At 40.0% G+C, this 14,255-nt stretch carries 10 protein-coding genes; 8 read left to right on the top strand and 2 right to left on the bottom strand.

Annotation, left to right across the window (positions count from 1 at the left end):
- Positions 1-199 precede the first annotated feature (199 nt).
- From NFS43_RS06100 to NFS43_RS06120, 5 genes are all read left to right on the top strand, one after another.
- Positions 200-2,710 (top strand): sensor domain-containing protein, encoded by a 2,511-nt coding sequence (locus tag NFS43_RS06100; protein ID WP_251550531.1) that lies wholly within the window; start codon positions 200-202, stop codon positions 2,708-2,710.
- A 144-nt stretch (positions 2,711-2,854) separates the two neighbouring features.
- A complete protein-coding gene (locus tag NFS43_RS06105) occupies positions 2,855-3,838 on the top strand; it encodes a proline dehydrogenase family protein (RefSeq protein ID WP_251550532.1) in 984 nt (327 codons plus the stop codon).
- A gap of 375 nt (positions 3,839-4,213) precedes the next feature.
- Complete coding sequence (locus tag NFS43_RS06110) at positions 4,214-5,104, top strand: hydrogenase small subunit (protein WP_277613906.1); 891 nt, start codon at positions 4,214-4,216, stop codon at positions 5,102-5,104.
- Between the two features lie 255 nt (positions 5,105-5,359).
- Positions 5,360-6,355 (top strand): VanW family protein, encoded by a 996-nt coding sequence (locus NFS43_RS06115; protein ID WP_251550534.1) that lies wholly within the window; start codon positions 5,360-5,362, stop codon positions 6,353-6,355.
- Between the two features lie 264 nt (positions 6,356-6,619).
- Complete coding sequence (locus tag NFS43_RS06120; RefSeq protein WP_251550535.1) at positions 6,620-7,726, top strand: 5-methyltetrahydropteroyltriglutamate--homocysteine S-methyltransferase; 1,107 nt, start codon at positions 6,620-6,622, stop codon at positions 7,724-7,726.
- Positions 7,727-7,776: 50 nt separating this feature from the next.
- Here NFS43_RS06120 and pepF read toward each other — a convergent pair whose 3' ends face one another.
- A complete protein-coding gene (pepF, locus tag NFS43_RS06125; RefSeq protein ID WP_251550536.1) occupies positions 7,777-9,591 on the bottom strand; it encodes an oligoendopeptidase F in 1,815 nt (604 codons plus the stop codon).
- A 226-nt stretch (positions 9,592-9,817) separates the two neighbouring features.
- Here pepF and NFS43_RS06130 point away from each other — a divergent pair, with 226 nt between their 5' ends.
- Together NFS43_RS06130 and NFS43_RS06135 are read left to right on the top strand one after the other, a co-directional pair.
- Positions 9,818-10,972, top strand: coding sequence for a lactate 2-monooxygenase (locus NFS43_RS06130; RefSeq protein ID WP_251550537.1), 1,155 nt, complete (start codon positions 9,818-9,820; stop codon positions 10,970-10,972).
- A 183-nt stretch (positions 10,973-11,155) separates the two neighbouring features.
- A complete protein-coding gene (locus tag NFS43_RS06135; protein WP_251550538.1) occupies positions 11,156-11,530 on the top strand; it encodes a hypothetical protein in 375 nt (124 codons plus the stop codon).
- Between the two features lie 38 nt (positions 11,531-11,568).
- Here NFS43_RS06135 and NFS43_RS06140 read toward each other — a convergent pair whose 3' ends face one another.
- A complete protein-coding gene (locus NFS43_RS06140) occupies positions 11,569-12,480 on the bottom strand; it encodes a TetR/AcrR family transcriptional regulator (RefSeq protein ID WP_251550539.1) in 912 nt (303 codons plus the stop codon).
- A 193-nt stretch (positions 12,481-12,673) separates the two neighbouring features.
- Between NFS43_RS06140 and NFS43_RS06145 the strand changes: the two genes are divergently transcribed.
- Complete coding sequence (locus NFS43_RS06145) at positions 12,674-14,206, top strand: DHA2 family efflux MFS transporter permease subunit (protein ID WP_251550540.1); 1,533 nt, start codon at positions 12,674-12,676, stop codon at positions 14,204-14,206.
- The last annotated feature ends 49 nt before the right edge of the window (positions 14,207-14,255 follow it).

Below are 14,255 nucleotides of genomic sequence, written 5' to 3' on the forward strand. Positions count from 1 at the left end.
GCATAGACAACTATTAATAATATTATATCATATTAACGCGGTGAATTAATAAAGAATAAAGATAAAATAAAAGCTGTTGAAGGTTTTTCGACAGCCTGACAAAAAGCCCTCTAAGGGCTTTTTGTGTTTATATTGACAGAACAAGGAGCAAGTCTATATAGTACAAATAAAGAGGATAGAAGTTTAAGGAGCCCCCAAAATGAATACATCTAAAAATGAATCCGCTGTAGGTTTTGGCGAGAAACAATCGGACAATATTCATGATGTCATTAGCCTTCATAAAGAGCTGGCGGATTTAAAGTATGCTTTGGACGAGTCTTCCATTATTGCGATTACAGACCAAAGGGGTACTATTGAAGTTGTTAATAAAAAATTTTGTGATATTTCCAAATACAGCAGGAAAGAGCTGATTGGCCAAAACCATCGGATTCTCAATTCTGGCTGTCATCCGAAAGAGTTTTTTAAGCAAATGTGGCGAACAATCGGAAACGGAAAAGTCTGGCGCGGCGAAATCTGCAACCGTGCCAAAGATGGGAGCCTGTATTGGGTAAACACAACCATTGTCCCCATATTGTCAGAAAAAGGGAAACCATCCCGTTATATTTCAATCCGTGTTGATATAACGGAGCATAAGCAAATGGAAAAGGATTTGCAGAACGCGTTAATGGATGAGTTTAATCAAACTGTTAAAAACTTCGAAAATGGGATATTTAAGTTAAAAAAGGATGCAGATGGGAAGATCTTTTATACAATGGCAGAGGGAAAACTATTGGAAAAATTGGGGATTACAACAGTAAAATTTAAAAATAAGACCCCATCTGATATTTTTCCAAACGAAATTTCCCAACTTAAGCTGTTTAACTATAAAAAGGCTTTTACAAACGGTTCCTGTGTCAATTATGAAGTAGAAATGGGCGGAAGATTGCTTTATGCAGATGTCATCCCAATTAAGCAAGACAGTAAGGTTGTCGAGCTTTTGGGCTATGTCCATGATGTAACGGAATTAAGAAGAGCGCAGCAGCTCCTGCGGGAAAATGAACTCCTCTACCAATCATTGTACCAGCATAGCCAGGATGCGGTTTTTACGTATGACCTCACAGGCAAAATTGTCAATATGAACCCTGCTACAGAAAAAATACTTGGTTACTCACTAAACTGTATGCAGCAATTAACGATTCAAAACCTAATCGTAGCAGAATACCAAGAAAAAGCAGTGAACTGTTTCAAAAAAGCGTTAAATGGTGAACCACAAAATTATGATATCATCGTTTTTCATAGAGAAGGGCACAAGGTTCATTTAAATCTCACCTATCTGCCCATTATCACGGATCAACAAATCTCCGGGATTTATTGCATTGGCAAAGATATAACCGAACAAAAAAGAATTCAGGAATTAAACGCCTATTTGGCACGCCATGATGAATTAACGAAGCTTCTAAACCGGAGGGGTTTTGAAGAACAGTTGAATCAATCGATTAAAAAAGCCAAAGAACTCCAATCTCAGCTTGCTGTCATGTATATTGATTTGGATCGATTTAAAAATATTAATGATACTTTGGGGCATTTAATCGGTGACAGACTCCTTGAGGATCTGGCATTTCGATTAAAAACACGTATTGGGGATGGGAATTATATTGCTCGGATGGGCGGAGATGAATTTATGGTACTCTGTCCCGTGATTGCCTGTGGAGAAGATTCTGTTACTTTTGCAAAGGAAATTTTAACTTGGTTAACGGAACCGTTTATGATTCAGGACTTTGAGCTGTATGTAACAGCCAGTATCGGAATTAGCCTATATCCAGCTGGAGGTGAAACGGTAAATGATTTAATGAAGCATGCAGATATTGCCCTTTATAAAGCAAAAGATCAGGGGAGGAACAATTGCCAGATTTACTCCACTTCAATGGATACATTGAGCTATCGATCCTTTTTTCTTGAACGTGATTTAAGAAAAGCGCTGCAAAATAATGAATTCATCGTTCATTTGCAGCCCCGGGTAGATATTGAAACCAAACAAATTATTAGTGCAGAGGCGTTGATTCGCTGGGATCATCCTCAATATGGGTTAATTCCCCCTTCAGAATTTATACCTCTAGCAGAGGAAACAGGTTTAATCATTCCGATTGGAAACTGGATGAAGCGCACAGTTTGTGAACAGCTGGTCAGCTGGAAAAATGCTGGGGTGCCGGTAGTCCCGATCAGTATCAATATAAGTCCACAGCATTTCATTCAAAGTGATTTTGCCAATGTATTCAAACAAATGCTAAATGAATATCAACTGGATGGGGATTTATTGGAAATCGAAATTACTGAAAACTCCCTTATGAAAAATGAGGCGAACATCATCCAAACGATTCATGAATTGAAAGGAATGGGGATTAAAATTTATATAGATGATTTTGGCACGGGCTATTCATCCTTTTCCTACCTAAAATCATTCCGGCTTGACGGCATTAAAATAGACCGCTCCTTCATCCATAATATTTCCTGCCATTCCGAAAATGCCGGGATTACCGCTGCGATGATTCAACTTGCCCATCTCCTAAAAACGGATGTCATTGCTGAGGGAGTGGAGACTTTCGAAGAACTAAAGTTTTTGCGAGATCAAAATTGCCGGCAAGTTCAAGGTTACTTATTTGCTAAACCATCCTCCGTACCGAAATTTGAATTCCTGTTAAAATCAGGTATCCAAAGTACTGAGAACCTATGAGAAAAACGGGCTGCCATCGTATATCAGGCAGCCCGTTTGTTTTAATAGCCAAATTTCTTCGGAATTTTTTTAAAATAAAAACTATTGAAAACGTTATGATATAATGTTATATATACCATTTCTTTATCATAAGGGGTCATTACAATGTTAAAAGACATCTTTATTGGCTTGTCTCAGAATCAATTGCTAATCAATGCTGCCAAAAAATATGGGTTAAGATTAGGCGCGCAAACGGTTGTAGCTGGCACCAATCTTGACGAAGCGATCCGCAGCATTAAAGAACTAAACGCTCACGGAATATCTTGCACAGTAGATAACTTAGGTGAGTTTGTATTTAATGAAAAAGAAGCTCGAACGGCCAAGGAACAAATCCTTGAAGTCATTCAAGCGATTCATGAGCGTGATGTCGATGCCCATATTTCTATTAAACCAACCCAATTAGGATTGAATATCGATTACAATCTTTGCTTAAATAACGTGAGGGAAATTGCCGCCAAAGCCAAACAATACAATTTGTTTGTCAATATCGATATGGAAGACTCCAGCCATCTTGTCCCAACATTTAATTTAGTCGATGAGTTATCCGTTGAATTTGAGAATATTGGAACAGTCATTCAAGCCTATTACCATAATGCGATGGAATATCTGGAAAAATATCAAAATTATCAAATCCGCATTGTAAAGGGAGCCTATAAAGAACCCGAAGACATTGCTTATCAAGATAAACAGGATATCGACTCCAATTATATTAAATTAATAGAATGGCATTTGCTGCATGGCAAATTTACCTCCATTGCAACACATGACCATCACATCATTAACCATGTAAAACGATTTGTAAAGAAGCATCGGATCCCCTATGATAAGTTTGAATTTCAGATGCTATATGGATTCCGAAAAGAATTGCAATTAAAGCTTGCCGAGGAAGGGTATCCTTTCTGCACGTATGTTCCATTTGGCAATGACTGGTACGGTTATTTTATGCGCCGACTTGCGGAAAGGCCGCAAAATTTAAATCTGGTTGCCAAACAAATATTTAACAAAAAAACAAACACAGTTCTTGGAGTTGCAGCCGGTGCTTTTATTCTGGGCCGCATGACAAAATCCAACAAAAAAAAGAGAAAATGATCGCGGGTTAAAATTCTCACCTGATAAGGATGAGAGTTTTAACGTGAAAAATGTTTAATGCTGAACCTGTACTCAATGGATATGCAGAACCCTCTATCCATCCGCCTATCAGGCCAAAATAGAGAGGGATCATGACAATTACGCTTGTGAACAATAAATATGAACCAAAAGGAGATGTGACACAAGTATCTCCTTTTTTTGACCAAACTTGGCATTTGATGAAATCGGTATAAGAATTCCATATATTCAAATTGGATTTAGGTTAAAGAATAATTTGTGAATATTTTCACAAATTGTAGACAGAAAATGTTTAAGAATCGTATACTTCCAATTGATAACAAACGTTTTAGCTGAAATACTGCAGGTTTACACAACATTGATAGAGTTTCCACAATGAAAGTCATTGAGGTGATAAGGACAATGAAATCTTATAATTGGTTAGAAGCAATCAATGTAACAAGTGAAATGCTGGGGAATCCGGATTATCGTCTTCCGGTAATCTGGATAAGCGCTTTGGATTGTACTGGATGCAAGGAAGCATTTTTGCGATCCTTTGAGCCAAGTTCGTTGGATACATTGTTAAATTTTATTTCATTAGAATACAGTGAGCTCTTATCTGCAGCAAGTGGTTATCAGGCAGAGGATCACAAAGAATCTATCTTTGAAAAGTATCAGGGGGAATACGTGCTGGCAATTGAGGGCGGAATTCCTGGGAGTGATGAATTTTTAATGATTGCTGGCAAGTCAGTCCGCGAGGAAATCATCCTTGCTGCAAAAAACGCAAAAGCTGTCCTGGCATTTGGAAGCTGTTCTGCTTGGGGAGGGCTGCCTGCAGCTGGGGAAAATCCTACCCATTCGACCGATATTAGATCACTGCTTCCCGAATGCATACCAGTTGCGTTGGTCCCTGGATGTCCGCCTATTCCAGAAGTTATGATTGGAACATTACTGCACATTCATTTTCATGGGGAGCTGCCTGAACTAGATAAAAAGCTGCGTCCAAAAGCATTCTACCAAACAACTGTTCACATGGCCTGTCACCGGAAAGCATTTTTTGATCAAAAACTATTTGCAGAATCCTTTAATGATCAAGGTGCAAAACAGGGATTTTGCTTGTTTAAATTAGGCTGCAAAGGCCCGGCCGCCTTTAATGGATGTGAATCAATGGGAAAAGACCGATGCATATCTGCCGGTTACACTTGTATTGGCTGCTCAGAGAAAAATTTTTGGGATAAAGGGGGCTTCGTAGGCAAAAGAAAAAGATAGCTATATAAACCGTCTTATTTGGACCATCGGCACTTGATGTTACCGATGTTTTTTTTTGCTCATGGATGGGGTTTCAATTTAATTTATTCAGAGTGTAAAAGGGACAAACTTCGACATCCCCTCTGAATTATAATGATAAAAGTATCACTGAAACCAGTTAAAAATAGTCATTTAGACATGTAGTAGAGAATACGATAGGTGGGTGGGATTCTTCATAGGGTCCGCTTATACAAAGACTAAAGGGGTAAATGCTTAATGGTAAGACGAAATTGGGGTATTTCTTTGTTACTTATTAGTAGTTTACTAGGATTAACTGGTTGTGCAGAGGAATCTGCAGCAAAACCAAAGGAAAAAGGGACAATCCCAGCTCAACAGCCTGAAAAAAAGCCACCTGAACAGCAGGCGCAGCCCGCACAGCCAAAGCCAGCTACGGTAAATGTTATCGATCCGAATACAAAAGCAATTCTTAAAACAATTTTACCGAATGAAATGGGATTTGAATCGGATCCGGAGGCTTATAAAAAGGAACTAGAAGAATGGGCACGAGAACTGGCAAGAGGAACTGACACAACGCCGGGGTATGACCAAAAAATGATTCCTGACAGGATTGATGCCAATGGGCAAATTATCAAAGGGAGACCTAGAGTTATTTTAGAAGAGTCAGAATTAGTGGAAAAGATTGTTGGAGCATCTGTTAATGGGGGAGATGTGCTGCTCCCCATTTATGTCACAGAGAGCGGTTATAAACCAGAGGACCCAGGAACATTGGACCAAGTTCTGCTAGGTTCCTATACCACCTACTTTGACAGCAGTGTAATAGGCAGGTCGAAAAATATCGAGCTGTCGGCTCAAGCCATTAACAACACCATTATCGGGGTACAGGACTCCTTTTCTTTTAATACTACTGTTGGCCCGAGTGATTCAGAGCATGGATATCAACCAGCAAAGGAAATCGTTAACAAGCAGCTGGTAGATGGAATTGGCGGAGGGATTTGCCAAACTTCCTCTACCTTATTTAATGCAATCGATAAAGTGGGAGTCGATTATATTGAATGGAATCATCATTCTTTGTCAGTAGGTTATGTGCCTACCGGCCGTGATGCAACCGTCTCATACGGTGGAAAGGACTTTCAATTTCAAAACACGACCGGTGTCCCATTGATTATCAAATCCATTTACCAAAAAGGCAAACTGACGGTAGAAGTGAGAACTTCAGCTGCATACCAGACTCTTTATGCACAAGGAAATTAACTGATCCATCATAACAAGGCGTCATAAGGGTTTGTCCATCTTTGGACGAATCCTTTTTTGCAGATAAATAGCATTTGATCATTCTACTCTAGCATTTTTATATTTATTAAAAACCTCTTTGATAGCATTATTTATATCCTATTAAATTGGTTAGAAAGTTTGACAATTATGTAAATTTCCTTAATACTTGTGATAAGAATCCATTTGGGATTTTTATTATTTTCTTCTTGATTATACATACAGGTTAAGTGAGGGATAGCAAGAATGGGAGACACTAATCAAAATAAAGGACCTTTTAGGGCCGATCAAGTTGGCAGTTTATTAAGGCCGGAGCCAGTCAAGCAGGCCCGTGCCCAACGTGCAGACGGAAGGATTTCGGCTGAACAATTACGGGAAGTGGAAAATGAGGAAATTACCAGAATTGTCGAAAAACAAAAAGCAATTGGCCTGAAAGCTGTAACGGATGGGGAATTCCGCCGTTCCTGGTGGCATTTCGATTTTCTTGAGAAACTAGTGGGAGTAGAGAGTTTCATTGCTGATTCCGGCATTCAATTTCACCAAAAGCAGACGAAATCCCGCGGTATTAAAGTCACTGGAAAATTAGATTTTGGCCAGCACCCAATGCTTGAAGACTTTGCGTTTCTTCAGAGTATTGCCGGCGGTCATACAGCGAAAATGACCATCCCCAGCCCAAGCATGCTCCATTTCCGTGGAGAAATCGATAAGGCTGTTTACAGTGATAAGGAAGAATTTTTCCATGATTTAGGTTCTACCTATAAAAAAGCAATACAAGCTTTCTATGATGCGGGATGCCGCTACTTGCAGCTGGATGATACAGCTTGGGCATACCTATGCTCGGATGAACAAAGAGAGCAGATAAAAGCAAAAGGGCTTGATCCGAATGAATTAAGTTTTCTTTATGCTAAAACAATCAATGAGGCGGTATCAAATCGTCCAGAGGATATGTCGATCACTATGCATATTTGCCGCGGGAATTTCCGTTCAACCTGGGTTTCTTCTGGAGGATACGAACCAGTTGCAGAAACTCTTTTCGCAGGACTAAATATTGATGGATTTTTCTTAGAATATGACAGTGACAGAGCAGGCGGTTTTGAACCATTAAGATTTGTCAGCAGAAAGGACCTTAAAATTGTCCTAGGGCTCATTACCTCCAAACATGGTGAATTAGAAAATCCGGATGACATAAAACGAAGAATTGATGAAGCTTCCCGGTATGTCGATTTAAACCAGTTGTGCCTAAGCCCTCAATGCGGATTTGCTTCCACCGAGGAAGGAAACTTACTCACAGAAGAGCAGCAATGGGCAAAACTGCGCCATGTCGTAGAAATTGCTGAGGATGTATGGAAATAATGCAAATAGCAAAAAGGCTGTCCAATCACGGACAGCCTTTTTGAATGGACCTATTCATAAGAACGTTCTAATTCATCCACCAATGATCCAACATAGGCCACTGCTTTAAGGATTGGCTCTGGTGTAGACATATCGACACCCGCTTGTTTAATTAGTTCAAGCGGTGTTTTTGTGCCGCCGGCCCGAAGGACTTCCAGCCACCTGTCGACAGCAGGCTGGCCTTCTTCTTCGATTATTTGAGAAACAGCCGTTGAGACGGTCAATCCAGCTGAATACGTATATGGATATAATCCCATATAATAGTGAGGCTGGCGCATCCAGGTTAAGCATGCTCCTTCATCAATTACAACACTGTCACCCCAGAATTCTTTTAGAACATCACCCGTCACTTGAGTCAATGTTTTTGCCGTAAGGGCTGTTCCAGACTCCGCAAGCGCATAGACTCTACGCTGGTACTCCGCCTCAAGCAGGTGAGTGACAAAATTATGGTAATAGGTTCCTAAAAGCTGAAGTACAACCCAGCGGCGCATTTGTTTATTGTCTGTATTTGCCAACAGATGGCGGCCAAGCAGCATTTCATGCATAGTAGAAGGAGCTTCGATAAAGTACATGGATGGACGAGTATTCATGACTCTCTGGTTTTGGTTCGATAAATAAAAATGGCCAGCATGCCCAAATTCATGAGCAAGGGTAAAGCAGCCGCGCATATTATCCTGCCAAGTAATCAAAATATAAGGATGTGCTCCAAAAGGGCTTGAACAGAAGGCTCCAGTCGATTTTCCAATATTATCAGCTTGATCCACCCATCTTTCATTAAAGCCTTTTTCGATAATCGAACAATATTCTGGCCCCATTACTTTAAGTGCTTCCAATATCAATTGGCTTGCTTCCTCGAAGGTGGTGCTTGGATTGAAATCAGCATCCAATGGGGCCTTCAAATCACAAAACTGCATTTCATCTAAGCCCAAAGCCTTTTGCTTTAGTTTGGCAAATTTGCGCATATGCGGTGCTAATTCATGAAAAATTGTATCAATTTGGTTATGGTACATTTCTACTGAAACCTGCTGGGGCTCTAATAGCATGTGAGTAACAGATTGATAGTTTCTTAATCTGGCAATAGCCACCTGCTTGGTCACTTCTGTTGCATATGTAGCAGCCATTGTATTCGTGTATTGTTTTAGGGTTGAAACAAATGATTTCCAGGCCTCTCTGCGGACGTGAGTATCGGCAGTAAATTCATAACGGTTTTCAAACAAAGCAAAGGATACAGGCAGTTCATTTCCTTGTTCATCTTTGATGGGTGCAAATTGCATGTCCGCTAATTTCGTCATTTGATAAATTTGATAGGGGGCATTGTGAACCTCACCCAGTGCAGCCAATGCCTGTTCTGTTTCCGGTGATAGCTGATGCTTTTTCGTATTTAGCAAATCCAGCAGAGTCTTTTTGAAATCTGCCAATTCAGGTTCTTCATCCAGATATTTTTCAACCGTTCCTTGTTCTAAAGAAAGAATTTCAGAATGGATGAACGATAGGGCTGCCAGGCATTTTGTCTGCAAGGCTGCAAATTTAGCTGTATGGGCTTGATTATCAGAATCAGTTCCATCGGCTGCCTGGCGCAATTCCACATAAGTTCCAGCTTTGACAAGTTTTTCTGTCAGCTTCTCCTGAGCTAATAGACAATCTAGCAGTGCTTTTGACCCAGTATGAAAGGTACCTTTAAAGGGACCAAACAAGCTTAGCTCCTTCTCGATTAATGCTAGTTCATCTTGCCAAGCTTGTTCTGAAGGATAAAGGGCGGTAAGATCCCAAGTTAGTTCCTCAGGCACTTCAGAACGTGCCAGCCGTTTTTCAGCGATTCTTTCCATAATATATTGCCTCCTAAAGATAATTCGTGTGACTAATTATTATAATATAATTATTTTGAAAATTAAGTCAACACATAATAACTGACTTTCCAATATTTTTTATTCAGTAATGAGGTAAAATTGTTATTATCTAAATATTCCGTCTTATAATTGACCAGGTGGTTTTACAGTGATATCATCATTATGAAAACGTTTACTCTATTAATGAGAAAAGAAGGGGATTCGGATGAGTTTTGGCAATCAAGTACAGCAAAAGGTATACCAACAGTTTGAAAAAAATATTATTCCAGTTTCATATGAAGATCTGGAAAAGAAGGCTAAGGAACAATTAAGTGCTAAGCCATATTACTATGTGGCTGCATCGGCAGGCGGTGAGGTGACAGCAAAAGAAAATAATCTGGCCTTTAACAAGTGGAAGATTGTCCCTAGAGTACTTTGTGATACCTCTTCAAGAGAACTGACGATTGAACTTTATGGCAAAAAACTGAACTATCCTATTTTGCTTGCGCCCGTTGGTGTCCAGTCCATTGTCCATCCAGATGGGGAACTGGCTGCAGCAAGGGCTGCGGCTAGTATGGAAATTCCACTTATCGCCAGTACAGCTTCTACATATAGTTTAGAGAAAATTTCAGCTGAAATGGGGGACAGTCCAAGGTGGTACCAACTTTATTGGAGCAATGACCGGGAAATTGCCGCCAGTATGGTTAACCGGGCCGAGAATGCAGGATATGATGCGATTGTGATTACAGTGGACACCCCGATGATGTCGTGGCGTGAAAAAGACATTGAGCATGCCTACCTGCCATTTTTAGAAGCTAAAGGGATTGGAAATTATTTAGAAGATCCAGTTTTCTTATCCAGGCTGGAGGTTTCTCCACAAGAAGATATGCAATCTGCGGTTATGCTTTGGTCCAAAGTTTTCGGAAATCCAGCACTGACATGGGTTGATTTGGAGTTTATCAAACAGCAAACCAAATTGCCGATTCTATTAAAAGGGATCCTGCATCCTGAAGATGCCCGTCTTGCCGTAGAACACGGAGCAGATGGAATTATTGTCAGCAATCATGGAGGAAGACAAGTAGATGGCGCCATTGCCGCTATTGATGCCCTGCCAGGCGTAGTCGATGAAGTGCAGGGAAAAATCCCTGTGTTAATGGACAGTGGGATTAGACGGGGTTCTGATATCATTAAAGCCCTATGTTTAGGCGCAAAGGCAGTATTAGTAGGAAGACCCTATATGTACGGACTGGCATTGGCCGGAGAAGATGGCGTGAAACAGGTATTACGAAATTTATTGGCCGATTTTGACTTGACCCTGGCTTTATCAGGGAAAAAATCAGTATCTGAACTAAATCGAGATTTGTTAAAAAGATTGGATTAATGACTTTGTGCTAATGGATTGGTCCGCTGTTCAAATGGGATGCTTTCCGCCCACAATCCGGTATAGTTTCTTTCTCTTTTCCTCCCTATTAAAAAAAATCTTCTGCATCTGAAACAATTTGCATAGGTAAATCGTCTAATAATTAAGAAGAAAGCAAATTCGGAAGAGCAGGAGGGGCGGAAGTTGAGAAAGTTTGGTTTTTTCATTGTTGTCTTAGGAATAGGAATATGTCTTACCATCAGCCATTTCGCCTCTCCTTTATTTCAAGAAAGAAATCCGATTCCGATGCTGATTTCAGCCGCAAAGCTTCAGTTTTCAAATTCAGACTATGTCCTAGTAGCCAAAACCGATAAGCGAAGAAAGTATTTGTCGGAAAATACGAAAAATCAAGGGTATAAAATTGTTAAAGAATACATGAATACTAGAGGATGGGATTACAAGGAACAAATGGGGTCTGGGTTGATTTTCACAAAAAATGGAGAAGATGCAGTGGTAGAAGTCAAACCATATTCACAACATTTTTTTACTTGGGAAATCCAGAAGGCCTTCTTTTACTAAAATGGATACGGAGCATCAAAAACCCCCCGGTAAAAATATCAGGGGGTTTTGACCGGTTCTGATTCTGCATCCGAGAAGTACTCCTTTAGCATACAATCCAGCTTTTTAAAATGACTGTTGGCAAGAAGCTGATCATCGGATTTTAAAGAGTCAAAAGCACTTTGGATGAGAAATTTCCTCGGTTTTTTGGAATCCAGCAATTCTTCCTCGATAAAATCAAGCAAGTCAATTTGATTCGTTAGCTGACCGCTTTGCCTCAGTTCCTTTTTTATAGTAAAGATCAGATGATGCAATTGCTTTTGGAATGACTGATTCACATTATTCCAATTAGGCAGCAGTTTTTCCAGCTGTAGAGGAGAGATCAATTGCTCCTCTGAAATTACTACATCTTTGATCATATTTTCGATCCGCCTAACGCTGTACCTCACCACTCGGTTAAAACTCACGTTAGACGGATTGGCCATTTGATTAAACTTGATATTTTCACGCAGAATTCCCATAAACATAATCGCACAGTCATAGAGATAGGGCTGCGCTTTTTCACCAAAAATATCCAGAAACCTCGAATAAATCCAAAGGATATTTTTCAATTTGTTCCGTTCGATATAGTTCTTAAACTCTGGGTCATTTGATACCAAAACTTCTTCATATAGGGAAAGAAATCCTGTTTTACGGTTCAATTTTAACTGGAATTCGACCTGCTTGATAAAAACTTCAATATCAGAAGGATCTTGTCCCACTAAAAGATCATCACGATGCCTCTCACGTTCAGTAATTGCTGATTTTATAACAGCCATCAATAGTTCGTTTTTGGATGTGAAGTAGTTATAAAATGTGCCTTTGGAAATTCCACTATACTCTAAAATATCCTGAATCGATGTAGCTTGAAAACCTTTATCAATAAAAAGCTGATTCGCCATTTTAATGACGTGCTGCTTCCGGTCATTCATTGAAAATCACCCTTAGTTAAAAAATTGTACTGGGTGTACAAATTAATAGTAACCCATTTTTCTCCAAGTTACAAATAGTTAAAATTTAGGAATATTTTTATTGCAAATTTTTCAATAACAGTATAATATAGGTAATTATGAAATAGGGGTATAAAAAAATGAACAAATGGTTTAACAGGGGAGGAATTGGATTATGGAGCAATTGATTCAAGAATCAAAGCGGCCGCCATATGGAATCATTGCTGTCTTAATGATTGGGGCATTTATCGCGTTTTTAAACAATACGTTAATGAACATTGCTCTTCCATCGATTATGAAGGATTTGGAGGTAGATGCCTCAACGGTCCAATGGCTGGCAACCGGCTTTATGCTGGTTAATGGGATACTTATCCCGACAACAGCCTTTTTAATTCAAAAATATACGGTTCGCCGGTTATTTTTAACTGCAATGACTTTATTTTCTATCGGTACACTATTAGCAGGCACTGCCCATGTTTTTCCTATATTATTAGCAGGGCGGATGACCCAGGCAGGTGGTTCTGCCATTATGATGCCATTATTAATGAACGTGATGCTAATCAGCTTCCCAATAGAAAAACGCGGAGCAGCCATGGGGGTCTTCGGCCTAATTTTGATGGGTGCCCCGGCCATCGGCCCGACCTTATCAGGCTGGATTGTTGAACATTATGACTGGAGGATGCTGTTCCATTTTATATCTCCGATTGCGATCGCCATCCTCATCATCGGATTCTTTTTAATTAAAGATAAAAAAGATAAAGTGAATGGCCGCCTGGATTTCGTTTCTTTACTATTATCAAGTGCCGGTTTTGGCGGTCTTTTATACGGTTTTAGTTCAGCTGGAAATAAAGGCTGGGATAGCCCGCTTGTATATGGAACGATTGCTGCAGGGGTTATCTGTTTAGCCAGCTTTATAATGGTGCAATTAAATCAGGAGCGGCCAATGCTCAATTTTAGAATCTTTAAATATCCTATGTATGCTCTTTCGATATCCATTTCCATGGTTGTGATGATGGCGATGTTTTCCGGAATGCTGCTGATGCCGATATACGTGCAAACGCTGAGAGGCATTTCCCCGATGGATGCCGGTTTATTAATGCTGCCAGGGGCGATACTTATGGCAATTATGTCGCCGATTAACGGAAAACTATTTGATAAATTCGGCGGTCGTATTTTAGCAATTATCGGATTAACCATTACAGTTATTACAAGCTATGAGTTTAGTAAATTATCTTTGGATACAACGTATACACACCTGATTATTTTATACGCAGCCAGGATGTTTGGGATGTCAATGGTCATGATGCCCGTATCCACCAACGGTTTAAATCAGCTGCCTGCCCGATTTTATCCGCATGGTACAGCCATGAACAACACCTTGCAGCAGGTTTCAGGGGCCATTGGTACAGCATTATTAGTAACAATTATGTCCAACCGGACAGAGACACACGCCAAAGAAATCGGTGCGGAAGCGATGAAAAACTTAACACAGCAGCCCACACCAGAAGTGTTAGCCCAAATGAAACAGGAAATTACGATGAAAGCCATGCTTGAGGGAATTAATGACTCTTTCTTTATCACAGTATTTGTTGCCGGACTTGCTCTTGTTCTAGCCTTCTTTATTAAACGGGCTAAACAGGCGGAAGACCCGATGGCAGCAAATTCACAAGACCCGCAAATGCATTCAAAACTTGCAGAAAATAATTAGTCCTACTTTAGGTGGCTGGAACAGTCACCTTTTTTATATGAAAAAGTAT

This window comes from Neobacillus muris (assembly GCF_943193175.1).
GTDB lineage: Bacteria > Bacillota > Bacilli > Bacillales > Cytobacillaceae > Neobacillus > Neobacillus muris.